This window comes from Mesorhizobium sp. L103C119B0, from assembly GCF_000502235.1.
GTDB lineage: Bacteria > Pseudomonadota > Alphaproteobacteria > Rhizobiales > Rhizobiaceae > Mesorhizobium.
The window spans coordinates 433,822-450,863 of the sequence record NZ_AYXE01000003.1 but is presented as its reverse complement, the minus strand read 5'-3'; the positions used below and the strand labels follow the sequence as shown (position 1 = coordinate 450,863).

The following is a 17,042-nucleotide window of genomic DNA, read 5'->3' as shown; positions in this document are numbered from 1 at the left end:
GTCCTCGTCAGGCAGCTTCGTTCATTCGCAGGAGCTTGGAGCCCCAGTCACCCGACACGATCGTCGTGATCGAGGCTGGATCGATGTCGAAGCGGAAGCAGTCGCCGACCGGCAAGCCAAGCACCTTGCAGACGGCGGCTTTGATCACGTCGGCGTGGCTGACCAGGGCGACACACTGATTCGGATGCCGCTCGCGCACTGCGTTCATCAGTGCGACGATCCGCTCCTGGACATCCAGCATGGTCTCGCCGCTCGGTGTCCTGGCCTCCTGCCGCTGGTCGTTCCACGCCCGCCAACCGGCATCGCCATTCAACTCGTCGAAAGTCTTTCCCGACCAATCGCCGAAATCGATCTCGTCGAGTTCGGCGCAGATCGCGATTTCACCGACGCCGCAGGCAAGCGCGATCGGCACGGCCGTCTCTTGCGTACGCTCACGCGGGCTGCACAAGATGGCTTCAATAGGCTCCCGGGCCATTCGGCCACCAAGCTGCGCGGCCTGCGCCTTCCCAGCCTCGCCAAGGCAAACGCCGTCCATCCGTCCTGCAAGATAGGAGCCGACATTGTCGTGAGCTGCATGACGGATCAAAAAGAACGTTGTCGTCATTCCGCGGCATCCAGCAAAGGCTCGTCCTTGCCGGCGATGAAGGCGAGCGTGCGCTGCCGCGCTTCGGCGTCGGTGAACTGTTCGGGAGGCGACTTCATGAAATAGCTGCAGGGGCCGGTCAGTGCTCCCGCTATGCCGCGATCGAGCGCAAGCTTGGCGCAGCGTATCGCATCGATAACCACGCCGGCTGAATTTGGAGAATCCCAGACTTCCAGCTTGAGCTCGGCGTTGAGCGGCACGCCGCCGAAGGTCGTCCCTTCCACCCGGATGTAGGCCCATTTGCGATCAGTCAGCCACGGTACGTGGTCGCTGGGTCCGACATGAATATTGCCCGGCTCCAGGGGAACATCGAACTGGCTGGCCACGGACTGGGTCTTGGAAATCTTCTTTGATTCCAGCCGCTCGCGTTCCAGCATGTTGAGGAAGTCGGTGTTGCCGCCGAAATTCAGCTGATAGGTGCGATCGATGCGCACGCCGCGCTCGCGGAAGAGATTGGCCAGCAGGCGGTGAACGATGGTCGCCCCGACCTGGCTCTTGATATCATCGCCGACCAGCGGCAGCCCTCGCTGCTCGAAGCGCCGGCGCCATTCCGGACGTGAGGCGATGAAAACGGGTATGCAGTTGACGAAGGCGCAGCCGGCCTCAAGCGCGCATTCGGCGTAGAAGCGCGTCGCCTCCTCGGAGCCCACCGGCAGGTAAGAGACCAGCACGTCGGCGCCGCTGTTGCGCAGGATTTCGCTGACGTCGGCAACCGGCTCCGGCGCCTCCTCGATTTCGTCGCGCAAGTATTTTCCGATGCCGTCAAGTGTCGGTCCGCGCTCGACGCGAACGCCGTTTGCCGCCGCATCGGCAAAGCGGAACGTGTTGTTCGGGGCGGCGTAGATTGCTTCAGCGACGTCGAGGCCAACCTTGCTCCTGGCGACGTCGAATGCGCAGACAATCTCGATGTCGTCGACATGGTAACCGCCGAGGTCGGCATGCATCAGCCCTGGGATTGGTTCGTTGCTTTTTGCGTGACGATAATAGGAGAGGCCCTGCACCAGGGAGGATGCGCAATTGCCGACCCCGACGATACCGACACGAACCTTTTTCGATCCCACGAAACTGCCGCCCTATGCTGTTCAAAGGTAAGTTCCTGCCGCCGAACCACCAGCGTGCCGGAATGTTCCTTGGCCTGCCGAAAAATTGCGCAAGACAGCATGGATCGAAGCAGCGCTCGCTGCGTTGCCGCAAGGCAAAGCATTGGAAAACCGATCGATGATCGTTTACGGCGACCAGAAGCGGAGGCAGAGCGCAGAACGGCTTCGCGATGCTGCGAGCGAAATTGCTCAAAGTCTGGACCGCATGGCTCATGGCGTCCGACGCCATGCCGCGTTGGTCGGGCTATTCATCAGCGTATCGGAACTGGTTCGCGCGCTTGCCGATGTCGATTTCGAGAACAGGGGCATCGACATCTTTTCGCCGCGGCAACAGCAAGGCGCCAGATTGCTGGTTGGTGTTGCGGCAGAGGTGGCGAAGTCGTGGCGAAGCGGTTTCGCCGTGGGCGGTGGCATCGACCCGGGACTTCTCCAACTGCTGGACGGGTTGGATTGCGAGGCTGAGGTTCTGACCGGTTCGGCCGAGGGTTACGCGCATTACGCGCTTTATCCCGAAAGCTATTTGGGAGCGGCGCAGGAGTCAGGTCTCGATGCGAACACATGCGTGATCGGCATCCGCAGCATCGGCCTGGGGCTTGCCGCCATAGTGGCTGCCGCGATTGGCGCGCCGGCGCCGTTCAGCGTTCGTCCGGTCGGCCATCCTTTCCGCAGGCACATCAATGCCGATCCGCGCTCGATCGCTTCCTGGAAGAACAATCCATCGGCATGCTTCGCCGTTGTAGACGAGGGTCCCGGTCTGTCCGGCAGTTCGATGCACGCCGTCGTCGCGTGGCTGCGGGAACTGGGTATTGGTATGGACCGCATTCACCTGTTTCCCAGCCATCCTGGCGACCCGGGCATCGAAGCGTCACGGGAGGCCAGGGAGACATGGTCGCGCTGTCCGAAACATGTGGCGACGGCGCTCGAATGCACCTTCCCCGAAAGCTCGAACATTCCCACGCTGCGCGACTGGGTGGCCGAGGCGGTCGGCAGCCCCGAATTACGCCTGACCGAACTGTCTGGTGGCGAATGGAGGAGCGTCCACTACGTCGACGAAAAGCATTGGCCGCCGAGCCCGCGCGGCATCGAGCGGCGTAAATTCCTGGCGTCCGCGGGGTGTGGTCGCTGGCTCGTCAAATTCGCCGGCCTCGGCGAAACCGGACGGCGTAAGAGACGAGCCGCGGAAATGTTGGGGAAAGCCGGGTTGGGATCGCAAGTGGTCGGGCTTTGCCACGGCTTTCTGGTCGAACGGTGGATTGACGGCACCACGATGGACCAGGCGCCGCTGCCCAGAGGAAGGCTGGTCGCGGAGTTGACGCGCTATCTAACCTGGCGGGCGCTCAATCTCCGAACCTGCGAACCGGGTGCATCATTGCTCGCACTCGCGGAAATGGCTGCTTCCAATACATCTGAAGCCTTGGGCGAGAACCGAGCGGCGACGTTGCGCGGTTGGCTCTCGAAAAAAACCCCTGCGTATGTTCTGCAGCGGGTGGAAATCGACGGAAAGCTTCACGCGTGGGAGTTTCTCGTTTGTGCCGACGGCACGGTGCTCAAGACAGATGCCGTCGACCATTGCCGGGCACACGATTTGATTGGCTGCCAGCCGATAGAGTGGGACATTGCCGGCGCCCGTGTCGAATATGGACTATCCGACAGCGATGTGACGACATTGGTCGAGGGGATGGGGCTCGATATTGACAATGGCCACATCGATTTTTTCGAACCCTGCTATTTGGCGTTCCAAATCGGGCTCTGGAGCACGGCTGCGCAATCCGAAAATGGCCAGGAAAAAGCAAGGCTGGCCGCGACCGCAGACCGATACAGGGCGGGGCTGATACGATTCCTGGACGAATCTCAGGTGTAGCGTTTCGATCAATCCAGCCTTCGTAGCATGTCTGCTTCCTGCTCGAGAATAGCGGCCACTTCCTCGCGCTGCAGATGCGTCATCATCAGGCTGACGCAGCACTCGAGATAGGTGATCGAGGAGCGCCGCAGATAGGCAGCCGCCTCGCGTTCGGCAATCTTGTCGACATCCTTCGCGGGTCGCTTGGGTTGCATGAGGATGATCCTCCGTATCGGGTCCCTCCCGCCAAACTACAAGGTTGGATGGATGTTCCGCACGATCTCCGGGCAGGTCCGGCCGCGGCCCACGTCATGCAGGAAGGTTCTGCAGCCCGCCTGCGGGTCTCCTTTTGGCAAGGCCTGTCATCTGATCGCCGATGCCGGTGCCTTCGAGCGCCGCGAAATAATCGATCGTCAGCTTGAGCCCTTCGTTGAGCGGCACTCTCGGCGACCAGCCGAGCAGCGTTTTCGCACGCGAAATATCAGGCTGCCTGCGCCGAGGATCGTCTTGCGGCAGGGGCAGAAATTTCAGATCCGACTTGGTGCCGGTCATCGCCTTCACCAATGCCGCCAGTCGCACGATGGTGAATTCTCCGGGATTGCCCAGATTGACCGGCTTGCCCGGATTGGGGTCGATGTTCATCAGGCGCATCAATCCATCAATCAAGTCGGAGACATAGCAGAAGGATCGCGTTTGCTGGCCGTCGCCGAATATCGTCAGCGGACGCTTCTCGAGCGCCTGCATGATCAAATTCGAGACGATGCGACCGTCGGCCGGATCCATTCTCGGACCGTAGGTGTTGAAGATGCGCGCCACGCGGACGTCGGCCTTGCCGGCTCTTAGATAGTCGAAGCAAAGCGTTTCGGCGGTGCGCTTGCCCTCGTCGTAGCAGGCGCGTGGGCCGGTGCAGTTCACATGACCGACATAATCCTCCCTTTGCGGGTGTTGTTCCGGATCGCCATACACTTCGCTCGTCGAGGCCTGCAGCAGTCGCGCGTCATTGCGGACAGCGAGTTCGAGCAGGTTGAGGGTTCCGATCACGCAGGTACGCGTGGTGTGTATCGGGTCGGCCTGATAACGCGGCGGTGAGGCGGCGCAGGCCAGGTTGAAGATGTGATCCACGGGCTCGCCGAGATCCAATGGCCGGCAGATGTCCTGCTCGATCAACCGGAAACCCGGCCGGTCCATGATCGAGATGATGTTTTCCATGCGCCCGGTCAGAAAATTGTCGACGCAGATCACGCGCCAGCCGTTGCGGAGCAATACTTCGCAAAGATGCGAACCGAGGAAACCCGCGCCGCCGGCAACAAGCACCGTCTTTGCCCTGTGCGCCTTTCTTGTCTGTCGCATCGCTGTTTTCTCCTGTCTGCCGTTCATGCTGCACTTCCAATGTCGAGATCGAGGGCCGTCGCCCTTGGTTGGGTCAGCGCCGCCACGAATTCGCGAGCCCTGGCCCCACCGGTGTGGGAAGCGAGGACGAGTTTGCGAGCCCGGCCGGCCATGGCCAGGCGTGCGCGCTCGGACTCGCCAACGAGGATATCGATGACTTCGTCCGTCTCCGCGGCGGTGTGGATCGCCGATGCGGGAAAGAAGCTGTCGAGCCCTGGCCAGCGGTCGCTGACGATGGGCGTGCCGCAAGCCGCCGCTTCGAACAGGCGCACGCTGGGCGACCATCCTGCGGTGATCATGGAACTGCGTGTGACATTCAGCGTGTAGCGCTGACGGCTATAGAACGCGGCGTGATCGGCTGGCGGCAAATGTTCGATGCGTTCGACATTGTCCGGCCAGATGATGTCGGATGGATATTGGGAGCCGGCCACGACGAAACGGAGGTTCGGCATATGCCGTGCGGGCTCGAGCAGCAGAGCGTTCAGCGTTGTCTGCCGGTCCATGCTGTAGGTGCCGAGATAGCCGAGATCCCAGCGGATCGGATCTCCTGTCGGGTGATGCCGTTCCGGATCGACCGAACAATAGAGAGGTTCGGCATGGCGCGCGCCGAAGTCTTGCGCCAGATGGCTGAGCGTTGGTCCGCCGGTGAAGGAGAAATAGACATCGAAATACGGAATTTGCCGCGAACTCAGATAATCGCAATCGTCGGCTGAAAGCTTGGCCATGGTCACCGGGGTGTCGATGTCGTAAAAGCAGAGCTGCCCCTTGCAAAGCGAGGCGACGATGTCGATGACATGGCGTCCTTCTGGAACAAAGGATCCGATGACGATGATGTCGGCCTGCTCCAGGCACTGTGCGTAGTCGCGTTGCAGCTCCGCAGTGGTTTCGTAGTAGCGCAAGGCGCAGAACTCCGGTTCGCGCAGATCGCGGTGATTGGCGTACCATGGCACGTTGCGCTCCAGAAAAGTCACGTGGTGACTGAGTCCGTGCAAGCCTTTCAAAAGACCTCGAAAAGTGGTGGCGTGACCGTTTCCCCACGATGAGGACAGCGACAGGCCGAGAAAGACGATGTCCAGTTTCTTGGTCATTCCGCTGCCTCCACGGCCCCGTGCTCGAAATGACGTTTGAAGACGGCATCCGCCACATCCGCCCGAAGCGCGTAGGTATGGTCCGCCAGCACGCGGTGAAGTGCGGCTTGGCCGATTGCCTTGGCCCGACCGGGGGTCAGCGAGCGCATTATTTCGGCGACATCGCCGCCGTCACGCGCGACCAGGATCTCCTCGCCTGGTTTCAGGAACAGTTCCACGCCCAGCCATGCATCCGTGATGAGACAGGCGCCGGCGCCAGCCGCCTCGAACACTCGCGTGGCCGGTGAAAAACCGTTGGCGGCCATGCTATCGCGGCTGATGTTCAACACGGCTTTTGGGGTGACATTGAAGGCGTTGTGATCGCGGGTGCCGACATGGCCGAGCCAGCCTACATTGGTGGGGAGCGGCTTGTCGCCCCAACCCGAGCCTCCGAGCAGGAAACGCTGTTTCGGCAGCTGGCTGGCGGGATCGAGGAAAAACGATTCGACACGCGCTTCACGGTCCGGCAGCCGGTTTCCGAGGAACGCCAGGTCGCAGGCAAAACGCGCTTTGCTGGCGACCGGATGGTGCGTTTCGGGATCGAGCGCATTGTAGATGGGCACGCACTCCTTGGCGCCCATGGCACGATAGGCCCAGACAACGGGATCGCCGCCACCATAGGTCAGCACGAGGTCGATCTCCTGCAGTGCACGATGGAGCGGGTGGTCCGGCTCGTCGCGCAACTGGGCAAGCGTGGCTGGCGCATCCACGTCCCAGAATACGACAAGCGCGTCGCTGCGGGCGTGGTCGAGAACGGCGCGAAGCAGCGCCTCGTCTTCGAAACCGACGCCACTCGCCTTGACGACGATGTCGGCGCCGGCGGCACGTGCCGCGACCTGCATCAGCGCATGCTGGGTCGCCTCATAAACGACGACAGTGCACCAGTCGGGAGCTTCGATGTCGCGGTTCTTCTGCCGGTCGTAGACATCGGGTTCGTAGAACGTGATCTCGTAACCCAATTGCGAAAGTGCCTTGAGCAAACCGCGATAGTACGTCGCGGCACCGTTCCAGTAGGACGACAAAAGGCTCGATCCATAGAATGCGATCTTCATGCGACGGCTTCCTTTGCGGCTGTCGGGACGGCGGTGTGTCGGTTCGCGCATTGCGTGAGCACGCCGAGCAACTCGTCGACGCGGTGGCGGCAGGTGTGCCGCGAGCGGATGGTCTCGAGACCCGAGGTCACCAGGGAGGCCGCAAAGTCCTCGTCGGACAACACCGTCCGAAGCTGTTGCCGCATTTGCGAGCCATTCTCGGCAAACAGGAAGTCGACACCGGGCCTGAAAAGCTGCTCGACATCGGACCATGGCGCTGAAATCAGCGGAATGCCGCAGGCGAGTGCCTCGAACATGCGGATCGTCGGGATTCCGGGCAACCTCTCGCGATAGGGGCGCCGTGGAACGTGAACGGTGACACGATGCGCGGCGAAGGCCTTCGGCACGTCGGCATTGGCGATCCACCCCTCATAGCGCAGTCCTGCGGTGGCCAGATCCGCAAGTGCGGTCTTGGGGTAGCGTACGCCGTGAACAGCGGCATCAAGGCCGAGATCGTGCACCGGCTCGATCAGAAACTCCTTGAGTTCGGCGGTCCGCTCATCATCGCCCCAGTTGCCGATCCAGACCAGATCGGAGGTGGGGTGGATCTCCGGGTGCGGCTTGAACAGGCGATCGTCCGCCGCTTCATGCCAAGTGAAGACGCGCTTGCCCCAGCCGGCGCGCAGATAGCTCTCGCGCAAGGTTTCGCCAAAGGCGAGAACGCCGTCATAGTGCTCCAGCCGGAGCGCCGAGAGTGCCTCGGTCGCAGACACGGCCCGGTGGTGGGTGTCGTGAAAAAGAAGGATGAAGTTGCCGCCGGCGGCCCGGGCACGGCCAATACGTGCGACAAGCTCCGGATCCGTCCACTCATGAACGATCACAACGTCGGCCTCGGCAATCCAGGCTTCGTGATCAAATCCGGCGTCGTAGGTCACCGGCATCAGTTCGGGAAAATCCTTGCGGAAGCGTTCGATGGCGAACGACCCCTTCTCAGCCAGCAGATTCGACCGGCTCCAGCCATTCGCCGGCTCCAGCGCAATAGCCTGATGCCGGCGCTGGACCAGCTCTCGCATGACGCCGCGCAGGAAATGGGCATTGCCATGGTTCCAGTCGGAAACGACCGAGTGGGTGTAAAACACAAAGCGCATGATCAGCGCTCCGCCATCGCTAAGGCCGCTTTGTCGTAGACGCCGCGCATAGCCGCTGTCTGCTTTGTCAGCCTAAACCTGCGGCTGCGTCGGATGGCTGCCTGGCCAAGCTCTCGCCGGAGCTCGGCATCGCTGGAGAGACGGTTGAGGCAGGCAGCGAGATCGTGCGGATCGCGCGCGTCAAAGAATATCGCGGCCCCGTCCCATAGTTCGCGATAGGTGGCGATATCGGAAAGCACCAGGGGCGTAGCCGACATGGCGGCTTCCAGCGCGGCCAGGCCGAATGGCTCGTAGAGCGATGGCGATACGAAAATACCCGCGCGAGCCATCAACGAACGCACCTCATCGGACGGCACTGCTCCCAGAGGAACAGCATGGCTGAAGCTGACATGCTCGCCGTTTGGGCCGTTCGTCGAACCGGCGGCAAACAGAGGCCATCGCGTCAGGGACGCCGCCTGATCGACCACCGCCGCATTTTTGCCCTCGTCCCACCAGCGGGCAGCGGCGAAGACGAGCGGTTGATGCTTTTCGGCCTTCGGCAGAGGACGGGCACCATTTGTGACCACACTCAAGCGCGCGATCGGGCCGTAGCAGGTCTCTAGCATGTCGGCATGGCTGCGGCTCGGCGCGATGACCGCGTCGGCCCGATCCATGCCGCGTCTGTTGCGCTCCTTCTGCCAGGCCCATGCCCCATCCGCCGCCTGTCCTCTGACCGCATGGAACCAGGTCGTCACGCAGGAATGGGAGACCACCACGACCGGGCATGGCGCGTCGAATCCCGCCGCCTGCGAAGGCGCGTTGAAATGGACAAGGTCGATGGCGTGGTCGCGCATGGGCGCATGCAACTCCCGCGGCAGCGCGTCGAGATCACCGCCGTTGCGGGTCATCCAATCCGGCGGCGTGTTCAGCCAGATCAGCTTCGCGAAAGCCTCCGCCTCGTCGGCCTGCTGCCTGGACGGTGGCGGACCGAGGCCGGCAAGCACCACGCTATCGCCGCCGTTGACAAGTTCCCTGGCCAGGTCGAGCGCATAGCGCCACACGCCGCCCACGGCGTCGACCGTCATCAGGATGCGCCGCGAGCGCGGCGTCAGTGTCCGCAACATGTCGCCTCCAGTTCCGCCAGCGGACGCGGGCGCCTTTCCTGGATGTCGCTGAACTTCTGGAATGATGCGAGATAGTGATCATGGGCGCGCTCCCAGGCGAGGTCGTCGGGTTCGCCCCAAAGCTCGCGATAGCTTGGCGAACTCGGATATGGATAAAGCGGTACGGGTTCATTGGCCCACACGCCGTTGTCGATCAGGTGCGTTCGCCAGTAGTCCACAAGGGCAGGGTCATCCTCGACGACGCCGATCAGATTGGCCTGTACGAACGGAACGTGACGCCTGGCATTGACGAGCAGCGCGGCAAGTTCCTCGGTACCCAGCCGGCAGCGTTTCGCCAGCATCGCACGACCTTCCACGGTCAGGCTTTCGAGGCCGGCCTCGATGGAGACACAGCCAGCCGCACCGAGCAGTTCCAGCAGCTCGGGCTTCCAAAGGTCGATGCGGGTCTGCACACCGAACTTCACGTCGCGATGGATCAACGCTTCCAGCAGCGCTTTTTGCGGCAGGAAGATTTCATCGATGAAATAAATGTAGCCGACCCCCTGGGCAATCAGCCCATCGATTTCCGCTATGACAGCCTCGTGGTTTCGGCGGCGATAGGCATCGCGGAAATCGATCTTGGCGCAGAAGCTGCAATTGTAGGGGCAGCCGCGCGATGCTTCGACCTCCGCGCCGAACCCAACCTGCTTGTCATCGAACCTGTGATGGTGATGCGAATGGGCTGCGATCCAGTCTGATGGCCATTGGAGTGGCGGATGATCGACAAACGAGCTGGCGTGGACGCCGCCGTTCAAAACCACCTTGGCGTCGCGCAGGTAAGCGGTCGAGGGGACCGCGCTCCAGTCGTCGCGCCGGGCAAGTTCCGCGACGATTTCCTCGCATTCGCCGCGCACAACAATGTCGACGCCAAGCTTGCGCAAGGTTGGCGCGGGCGTAGCCGAGCCATGCGGCCCGACCGCGACTGTGCGTCCACCGCGCCCGGCGAGACGGTTGAGGAAATCGGCCGGCACGCGCAACTCGGGTGGTGCGCAGCGCCAGAACAGATAAGTCGGGGCGGTACTGACGACCGTCATTGCAGGCGCGAAATCAGCCACACGCTCGGAGAGGTCCGAGTTGTCGAGCTTCTGCAATTGCCCATCCAGCATCAACACCTCATGGCCGGCTGTTTCGAGGAGGGATTTCGAATAGCCGAGTTCCAGCGGGAGATGTGGTTGGCGGCAGCCGAAATAGATGCTGTCGTCATAGGTCCAGAACGGGTTTACCAGGGCGATTTTCATGCGACGTACCTCACGACTTCGGGGCGAGGCTGGAGCCGGTGTTGTTGCAGCCAGTCTGCGAGATCGCGAATGCCTTCGCGCCATGAAACACGAGCTTTCCAGCCAAGCATCGCTTTGATCTTGCGGGTGTCGGCGACGAAGAAGGGCTGATCGCCGGTGCGTTCGTCATCATGGCGGATCGAAAGCTCATGGCCGGTCAAGCTACGGATCTCGCTCAACAGCATGCGCAGGCTGATCGCATTATCGGGGCCGCCGCCAAGATTGAATGCCTGGCCTTTGGTCGTCTCGATACGATCGAGCGTGGCCCTGTAGGCGGCGACCGCATCGGAGACATGCAGTATATCGCGCACTTGTCTGCCGTCGCCGTAAATGGTGATTGGACGTCCCGTCAGCGCACTCAGCAGGAAGTGCGCGACCCAGCCTTGATCCTCGGTTCCGAACTGGCGCGGCCCGTAGATGCAGCTCATCCGCAGCACCGCCGTGGGCATGCCGTAGGATTTGGCATAGTCGAGCACATATTGGTCCGCCGCGCCTTTGGAGCAGCCATAGGGCGTGCAGAAATCCAGGCCGTGGGTCTCGTCGATGCCATTCGCTTGGATGATGCCGTCGCAAGGCAGGTAACGATCGCCGTCCTCGCGCACCGCGACGTCGGGCAGGCTGCCATAGACCTTGTTGGTGCTGGCGAAGACCACCGGAACAAACTCACTGCTCAGCCGCGCCGCCTCGAGGACATTGAACGTTCCTCGAAGGTTGATGTCGAAATCCTCGTCCGGTTGGACCAGGCTCGTTGTGACGGCGGTTTGCGCGGCCAGGTGGAAGATCGCCTTGGAACTCTTCAGAACGGGCGCAAGCGCGTTGGCGTCGCGCACGTCAATCGTTTCGACCATGAGGCGGCTTCCGTGTTTCTGCGCCAGCCATTCAAGGTTCTGTTCGACGCCGGGGCGGCTGAGATTGTCGATCACCAGCACCGGCTCGCCATCCGACAACAGGCTGTCGGCCAGGTTCGATCCTATGAAGCCGCTGCCGCCGACAATGGCGACGGGCGCGTCGCGTCGATTGCGCGTATTCATGACACCAGCCCACGTTCTTCAAGCTCGCGTTTCATGTCGGCGCCGCGGTCGATGGCGGACGAGTTGCGCACCCAGGAAACGAAATCGGCGAGCGAATTCTCCAGTTGTTGCCTCGGCTCGAAACCGAGCAGCTCACGGGCCTTGGAAATATCGGCGAAGCAGTTGCGGATATCCCCGGAGCGCGCCTTGCCGAGCAACTCTGGCGAGCGGTCCGGCGTTCCCATGGCCTCGGCAAGTACCCGCGCGACGTCGCTGATAGCATAGGCTCGGCCGCTGCCGATGTTGATGACGTGACCCCTTGCCTGGCGTTGCTGCAGCGCAAGACGAAAGGCGCGGGCGACGTCATCCACATGGACGAAATCGCGTTTCTGTTCGCCATCCTCGAAGATCATTGGACGTTGGCCGTTGGCGAGACGCGAAGCAAAATTGGCCAACACGCCGGTATAGGGGTTCGATAACGCCTGGCCGGCGCCGAAGACGTTGAACAGGCGCAGCGCGACCGCATCGATGCCATAGGCTTCGCCGAAGATCAGCACGGCGCGTTCCTGGGCGTATTTCGTCAGTGCATAGATAGAGGCGAGATCGACCGGCTTTTCCTCGTCCGTCGGCAGGGGGGAGAGGGGTTCGCCTTCCGGCGACAGCGGATTCCACTGTCCGTTTTTGATGTCGCTCGCCTTGCGCCGGGCATTGTCGATGCGCCGGCCGTCCGATGTAGCATAGAGGCCCTCGCCATAGACACTCATCGATGAGGCGACGACAATGCGCTCGACCGGGTGTTTGATCAGCGCCTCAAGCAGCGTCGCGGTGCCGAGATCGTTGGTGCCGACATAGCGCGCGATCTCGTACATCGACTGTCCGACGCCGACTTCCGCGGCTAGATGAATGACCGCGTCAACGCCTTCCAGCGCCTTGGCGACCGCCTCCCGGTCCCGAATGTCGCCCTTGATCAGCTCGGCCCCGGCGGGAAGGGCGACTGTTTCGCCTGCGTGCACCTGCTCCAGCAGCACATCCAAAATGCGAACCGAATAATCCTGCTCGATGAGTTCCTGGGCGACATGCCGGCCGATGAAGCCGCAGCCCCCTGTAACCAATATCCGTTTCACGACCACTCCTCAGACAGGTAATCTTGGCGACCCGAACTTTTCGGCAAAAGGTTTGTTCCCTTGGCTTCAACAAAGTTCCTTTGGCCGGCTTCGTTCGGAAGCAGCCACATCGCGCTCGCCGCGCCGTGCCGGAACATTGCCGCCCTTGTGCTGTTAGGACGCCGGCAGCCCCGACGATGCCCGATGTTGGCAACGCCGATGATCAAAGGAGATTTCAATGTCCCAGTCGCAAACGACCACCAATCACGACGAAATCCGCAAATGGGCGGAGGAGCGGGATGGACGGCCGGCAGTGGTTCGCACCAAAGGCGCGGGCGGCATCCTGCGGATCGACTTCGGCAAACCCGAGGAAGCATTCGAGCCGGTCGAATGGGATGAGTTCTTCCGCATATTCGACGAGAACGATCTGGCCTTTCTTTACCAGTCCAAGACTGGTGACGGACAAACCAGCCGTTTCAACAAGTTCGTCGAGCGCAACCAGAAGGGCGAATGACGCACTTCGAGCCGGCCGATTTGCCTGACCTGGTTCTCGGGCAAATTTTTCTGGATGCGGTGGAACAATAGGGGCTCCGATCCTTCCGTCGCTGAACCACAGCCGCAGCAAGGATCGAAGGCCTTGGCCCTGAGCGCAGGAGGCGGCGGGGCTGGATAGGCGTCAAAAGCCGGAAACCCGCTACTCGTCCTGCCGTGAAACCAAAACGCCGCTCATCAGTCGTCCTGCTGCCTGCGGTGGCGGTGTTTTTCGATTTCCTCGGGCTCTTCATCGTCGATCCGCGTGATGTTCGAGGCATTGTGGTCTGATCGCAGGATCTCATCCAGTTTGGCGTGAATGGCCTGAGTGTCGCGGTGCTCGGCACGCTGGATGAACAGCGTCATGGCCCACGTAAACAAGGTAGCCGCTCCATGCCAGTCCAGGGTCTGTCGCTCGAAGATCATCCAAAGGATTGCGTAGACCAACAGGATCAGGAATGCCGCGGGGCGGGAGGTTAATGTGCCGATTGAGGTAAGCACGCCGGTGACGGGATGATTGGCCATGCGAAAGAACTCGCGGCAGTGACCGTGGTTCCCGACCGCAGTGCATCGCGCCGGCACGAGCCAGCTAGGCGCGACGGATGAATTCACGGCGCAGTGCTTGCCGATCGCAGCTACAACGATGACCACTCGATTGCCGGGCGCGCAATCATCAGCCAGAAAATGGCGAGCACGGCGCCGAAAGCTGGGAAGCCGAAGACAAACCAGCGTCTGAACAGCTGATGGTAGCGCTCGGGAGGAGGTTGGTTGGAGAGTGCGGCCTGTGTGGCTAGATTTCGCATCTCGATCTGCATCCACACGACAGGCAGCCAGAACAGGCCCGTTAAGATGTAGAGCAGGATCGAGAGAACGATCCATCCTTCGGACAGCGAATACCCCGCAACCCTAGCGAGGCCCAGTCCGGTCAGAGGTTGTGCGACAACGGCCGTAGCCGTGAACAGGAAATCAGCCAGCACGACAATTCGGGCGATGGCTGCGATCGTCGCGGCATTCCCGGTCCGGTGTGCCAAAAGCATGAAAAAAGCAATGCCGGCACCAGTTCCGAGCAGCACAGCAGCGCCGATCACGTGCAGGTATTTAAGCACGAAGTACATCATCAGCGTTCCTCCAGAATGGCCAGCGCTGCAAAATGCAGAACGAGGATCGGGAGGATTTTGATCAGCGGCCCGAGTGGCTCAAGCCAAAGATCCGGCCGCAGAATGCTCCCAGCGGTCGCATAGAAAAGCGATACCGCGATTGCGCCGAAAAGACCAAGCCGGCTGGTTGGGCGCCAGGCGACAAGCGCCCCGACGGCGATGTCAGCCAGCGCGCCGGCGACTACCGCCGGTTCGGCCAAGGGGCCGGCAGCAGTGCCAATCAGCAAGTCAACTCCGCTGCGCCAGCCGGCGGTGAGGGAAATGATGCCGGTCATGATCCAGAAGAGCGGCAAGACGACAAAGAGCGCCGGCTTGACGAAGTAAAGACCGGCGAACCATCGCTCCTGCACGGTCGCAGGATTTAGACGCAGTGCAGATGTAAGACCTGATGGTTGAATGCCGGTCGCCGTCATCCACGGCTGGGGATCGCCGACAGCGCCACGGGCAATCTCTTTTGCTGCATTGCTGCGCATGGGCGGGCGCCAGCCCAGCTGAGCCGCGGCATCCCCGAACCTGTACAAGATAGCTGCGGCCCAATTCGGCAAGATGAACTCCCGAGCACTGCTCCATCCGAACCAGCGGCGATAGCGACCCACGACCTCGCTCATCGAAAGTGCCTCGGGCCCAGCCAGGTCCAGCGTGAGGTGCGATGGGCTGCCGGGTTTGAGGAAGAACAGGACGGTGGAGATGACGTCATCGAGTTGGACGACTTGGAGATGGCCCGTGTCGGGCATCAACGGCAAGAGCGGCAACGCCGCGAGGCCGCGAAACAGTGCACTTGCGCCGAAGGCCGGCCTTCCCAGCACTACGGAGGGGCGCAGGATGACCCAGCTAAGGCTACGTGCCATCAGTGCTTCATCGCCGGCGAGCTTGCTGGCGGAAAAGGCGGACGGCTGCTGGCGATCGACCCCGATGGCAGAAAAGTGAATCACCTTGTTCACACCTGCTTGCTCACACGCGGTGAAGAGAGCCGAGGCGCCGGTAGAATGGACATGCCGGGTGTTTTCCCGGGCACTATCCTGGAGGACGCCGGCACAGTTTACGACGGCGTCCACACCGGCGAGATAGGGGATCCAATCCTGAGGTCGCAAGGCCCGCGCCATATCCCGGGAAACGGTTTGGATCTCCGGGTGGACGCCAGTGTCTGCGTGGTGAAGCACGCGGACCACTTCATGACTCTCGCCGGCCAGGCGCGCGCAAAGCGCGGCTCCAATCAGACCTGACGCGCCGGTGACGAGAATTTTCATTCCTTCCTCCAGCCGTTCGCCAGCGCGTGCCCGTCCATCAACCCAGCGGCTGCGCCTGGGAGAACTCTAGCAAAGCCGAAGCCGGTAGTCTCACGCCGGGTGGAACAGGTTCCGGGCATCAACGCAGCCAAAGGTGAGCCGGTACGGTGCGTTCGCATCTGCAGGTCAACTTCGCCGGAAGTTCGTCGCCGGCTCGGCGCAATCGCGGAGGTCGTTATGAATGTGAGTTGCAGCCTTGGCGGCGTCTCCGAACGCAACAGCAATTTGATTGAGCCCCTCGGCCACGTCGCCAATGGCATAGAGTCCTGGCGTTGAAGTCTCAAGGTGTCGGTTGACCAGGACATAGCCTTCTGCGTCACAGTTAGCCCCCAGAGCAACCGCGAGTTCGGAGCGTACGTCGCTGCCCATCGAAGGGTACACCACATCGATGTTGCGCATCGGGGCGCCCTCGGCCATGACGACATCGAACCCGGTTCGTCGAGGGATCAGGTCATCGACCGCGTCCCAGATTTCAACTCCGCCTGCCAAGGCGGCGCCGCGGGCAGCTTCGGAAACATCATCCTGGTTATTGGCGAGCAAGGCGACCTGACTGCCATATCCCTTCAGGAACAGAGCCTCCCTGACGGCGAGATGCTCCGGACCAACAACGCCGATGCGGCTACCCCGGGCCTCATATGCATCGCAAACCGGGCACAGTCTGACAATGCCGGTTGCGATCGCCTCCTCCAGTCTTTCAATGGGAGGTGCCTTGTCCACAATGCCCGTTGCCAGAATCACGCGCCTTGCTTGGACAATCCCGCAGGTGGTCGTCAGAACAAAAAACCCCTCGCGTTTTTCGGCGTGGCCTACGCAACCATGGACAAGGCTCGCGCCGTATAGCTGTGCCTGGGCTCGTAGGCGGCCGAGCAGTTCTTCCCCGCTGATGCCGTCGGGGAAGCCGGGACAGTTGCGGGATTTTGGGATGAGCTTGGCACGCGCATGCCCCGCGTCGAGCGAGATCACCGAACGCAGAAACCTGGCTAAATACATGGCTGCAGCGAGCCCCGCGGGGCCGCCGCCGACGATGGCAACGTCAAAAACTAGTGCGCCCGAAAAGCTTGGTTCGCCCGAAAAGCTTGGCATCGGGCCTAACTTCAACTCAACGAGCTTGTTCCACAGGGTCGAAATGGACGCAATCAGGATGCACACTGCACAATAAGAGTGAACTCCAATCGAGTCGTGAAGAGAAAGGCCACTGCCTCATCAAGCCTGCAAAAACCTCGTGGCTCCCAACGCTGTGAGTACAGCACCACTGGGA

The 17,042-nt window shown here is 61.7% G+C and carries 17 protein-coding genes; 2 read left to right on the top strand and 15 right to left on the bottom strand.

Annotated features, from left to right (window positions below; translation table 11 throughout):
* Positions 1 to 7: 7 nt before the first annotated feature.
* Both X728_RS159565 and X728_RS159570 read right to left on the bottom strand, forming a co-directional pair.
* Positions 8 to 604 carry a histidine phosphatase family protein gene (locus tag X728_RS159565; RefSeq protein WP_023826375.1) on the bottom strand — a complete coding sequence of 199 codons (597 nt, stop codon included), beginning with the start codon at positions 602 to 604 and terminating at the stop codon, positions 8 to 10.
* Positions 601 to 1,704, bottom strand: coding sequence for a myo-inositol-1-phosphate synthase (locus X728_RS159570; protein WP_023681094.1), 1,104 nt, complete (start codon positions 1,702 to 1,704; stop codon positions 601 to 603). Before X728_RS159570 ends, X728_RS159565 begins: the two co-directional genes overlap by 4 nt.
* A gap of 85 nt (positions 1,705 to 1,789) precedes the next feature.
* On the opposite strand from X728_RS159570, the gene X728_RS159575 reads away from it, so the two are divergent.
* On the top strand, positions 1,790 to 3,604 hold the full coding sequence (locus X728_RS159575; RefSeq protein ID WP_245263028.1) for a hypothetical protein: 1,815 nt from the start codon (positions 1,790 to 1,792) through the stop codon (positions 3,602 to 3,604).
* A gap of 8 nt (positions 3,605 to 3,612) precedes the next feature.
* On the opposite strand, the gene X728_RS159580 is transcribed toward X728_RS159575, so the two are convergent.
* The 9 genes from X728_RS159580 to X728_RS159620 form a co-directional block, all read right to left on the bottom strand.
* Positions 3,613 to 3,798 (bottom strand): hypothetical protein, encoded by a 186-nt coding sequence (locus tag X728_RS159580; protein ID WP_023667982.1) that lies wholly within the window; start codon positions 3,796 to 3,798, stop codon positions 3,613 to 3,615.
* Between the two features lie 94 nt (positions 3,799 to 3,892).
* Positions 3,893 to 4,933, bottom strand: coding sequence for a UDP-glucuronic acid decarboxylase family protein (locus tag X728_RS159585; RefSeq protein WP_023681096.1), 1,041 nt, complete (start codon positions 4,931 to 4,933; stop codon positions 3,893 to 3,895).
* A 23-nt stretch (positions 4,934 to 4,956) separates the two neighbouring features.
* Complete coding sequence (locus X728_RS159590) at positions 4,957 to 6,060, bottom strand: glycosyltransferase (RefSeq protein WP_023830884.1); 1,104 nt, start codon at positions 6,058 to 6,060, stop codon at positions 4,957 to 4,959.
* The gene (locus X728_RS159595) at positions 6,057 to 7,151 is read right to left on the bottom strand and encodes a glycosyltransferase (RefSeq protein ID WP_023667985.1); all 1,095 of its coding nucleotides are present in this window, start codon (positions 7,149 to 7,151) and stop codon (positions 6,057 to 6,059) included. Before X728_RS159595 ends, X728_RS159590 begins: the two co-directional genes overlap by 4 nt.
* Complete coding sequence (locus X728_RS159600) at positions 7,148 to 8,278, bottom strand: glycosyltransferase (RefSeq protein WP_023830883.1); 1,131 nt, start codon at positions 8,276 to 8,278, stop codon at positions 7,148 to 7,150. The genes X728_RS159595 and X728_RS159600 overlap by 4 nt, the downstream gene beginning before the upstream one ends.
* Before the next feature lie 2 nt (positions 8,279 to 8,280).
* Complete coding sequence (locus X728_RS159605) at positions 8,281 to 9,381, bottom strand: glycosyltransferase family 4 protein (protein WP_023681099.1); 1,101 nt, start codon at positions 9,379 to 9,381, stop codon at positions 8,281 to 8,283.
* Entirely contained in the window at positions 9,366 to 10,658 is a 1,293-nt protein-coding gene (locus X728_RS159610) for a TIGR04295 family B12-binding domain-containing radical SAM protein (RefSeq protein WP_023725527.1), read from the bottom strand. The genes X728_RS159605 and X728_RS159610 overlap by 16 nt, the downstream gene beginning before the upstream one ends.
* Positions 10,655 to 11,728: a GDP-mannose 4,6-dehydratase gene (locus tag X728_RS159615; protein WP_023696367.1), complete on the bottom strand. Its 1,074-nt coding sequence runs from the start codon at positions 11,726 to 11,728 to the stop codon at positions 10,655 to 10,657. Before X728_RS159615 ends, X728_RS159610 begins: the two co-directional genes overlap by 4 nt.
* On the bottom strand, positions 11,725 to 12,831 hold the full coding sequence (locus X728_RS159620) for an SDR family NAD(P)-dependent oxidoreductase (protein WP_023681102.1): 1,107 nt from the start codon (positions 12,829 to 12,831) through the stop codon (positions 11,725 to 11,727). Before X728_RS159620 ends, X728_RS159615 begins: the two co-directional genes overlap by 4 nt.
* 217 nt (positions 12,832 to 13,048) lie before the next feature.
* On the opposite strand from X728_RS159620, the gene X728_RS159625 reads away from it, so the two are divergent.
* On the top strand, positions 13,049 to 13,324 hold the full coding sequence (locus X728_RS159625; protein ID WP_023667991.1) for a hypothetical protein: 276 nt from the start codon (positions 13,049 to 13,051) through the stop codon (positions 13,322 to 13,324).
* A gap of 215 nt (positions 13,325 to 13,539) precedes the next feature.
* On the opposite strand, the gene X728_RS159630 is transcribed toward X728_RS159625, so the two are convergent.
* The 4 genes from X728_RS159630 to X728_RS159645 form a co-directional block, all read right to left on the bottom strand.
* Positions 13,540 to 13,866, bottom strand: a complete 327-nt coding sequence (locus tag X728_RS159630; RefSeq protein WP_023681103.1) for a low affinity iron permease family protein — start codon at positions 13,864 to 13,866, stop codon at positions 13,540 to 13,542.
* A gap of 110 nt (positions 13,867 to 13,976) precedes the next feature.
* A complete protein-coding gene (locus X728_RS159635) occupies positions 13,977 to 14,459 on the bottom strand; it encodes a DUF2269 domain-containing protein (protein WP_023687798.1) in 483 nt (160 codons plus the stop codon).
* A complete protein-coding gene (locus X728_RS159640) occupies positions 14,459 to 15,745 on the bottom strand; it encodes an SDR family oxidoreductase (RefSeq protein ID WP_023725526.1) in 1,287 nt (428 codons plus the stop codon). The genes X728_RS159635 and X728_RS159640 overlap by 1 nt, the downstream gene beginning before the upstream one ends.
* Positions 15,746 to 15,910: 165 nt before the next feature.
* Complete coding sequence (locus X728_RS159645; RefSeq protein ID WP_023699997.1) at positions 15,911 to 16,933, bottom strand: NAD(P)/FAD-dependent oxidoreductase; 1,023 nt, start codon at positions 16,931 to 16,933, stop codon at positions 15,911 to 15,913.
* Between the last annotated feature and the right edge of the window lie 109 nt (positions 16,934 to 17,042).

What these genes read in the sequence shown, in the direction of transcription:
- X728_RS159565 (WP_023826375.1), bottom strand. Translation starts at nt 604, where the DNA reads ATGACGACAACGTTCTTTTTGATCCGTCATGCAGCTCACGACAATGTC.
- X728_RS159580 (WP_023667982.1), bottom strand. Translation starts at nt 3,798, where the DNA reads ATGCAACCCAAGCGACCCGCGAAGGATGTCGACAAGATTGCCGAACGC.
- X728_RS159585 (WP_023681096.1), bottom strand. Translation starts at nt 4,933, where the DNA reads ATGCGACAGACAAGAAAGGCGCACAGGGCAAAGACGGTGCTTGTTGCC.
- X728_RS159590 (WP_023830884.1), bottom strand. Translation starts at nt 6,060, where the DNA reads ATGACCAAGAAACTGGACATCGTCTTTCTCGGCCTGTCGCTGTCCTCA.
- X728_RS159595 (WP_023667985.1), bottom strand. Translation starts at nt 7,151, where the DNA reads ATGAAGATCGCATTCTATGGATCGAGCCTTTTGTCGTCCTACTGGAAC.
- X728_RS159600 (WP_023830883.1), bottom strand. Translation starts at nt 8,278, where the DNA reads ATGCGCTTTGTGTTTTACACCCACTCGGTCGTTTCCGACTGGAACCAT.
- X728_RS159605 (WP_023681099.1), bottom strand. Translation starts at nt 9,381, where the DNA reads ATGTTGCGGACACTGACGCCGCGCTCGCGGCGCATCCTGATGACGGTC.
- X728_RS159610 (WP_023725527.1), bottom strand. Translation starts at nt 10,658, where the DNA reads ATGAAAATCGCCCTGGTAAACCCGTTCTGGACCTATGACGACAGCATC.
- X728_RS159615 (WP_023696367.1), bottom strand. Translation starts at nt 11,728, where the DNA reads ATGAATACGCGCAATCGACGCGACGCGCCCGTCGCCATTGTCGGCGGC.
- X728_RS159625 (WP_023667991.1), top strand. Translation starts at nt 13,049, where the DNA reads ATGTCCCAGTCGCAAACGACCACCAATCACGACGAAATCCGCAAATGG.
- X728_RS159630 (WP_023681103.1), bottom strand. Translation starts at nt 13,866, where the DNA reads ATGGCCAATCATCCCGTCACCGGCGTGCTTACCTCAATCGGCACATTA.
- X728_RS159635 (WP_023687798.1), bottom strand. Translation starts at nt 14,459, where the DNA reads ATGATGTACTTCGTGCTTAAATACCTGCACGTGATCGGCGCTGCTGTG.
- X728_RS159640 (WP_023725526.1), bottom strand. Translation starts at nt 15,745, where the DNA reads ATGAAAATTCTCGTCACCGGCGCGTCAGGTCTGATTGGAGCCGCGCTT.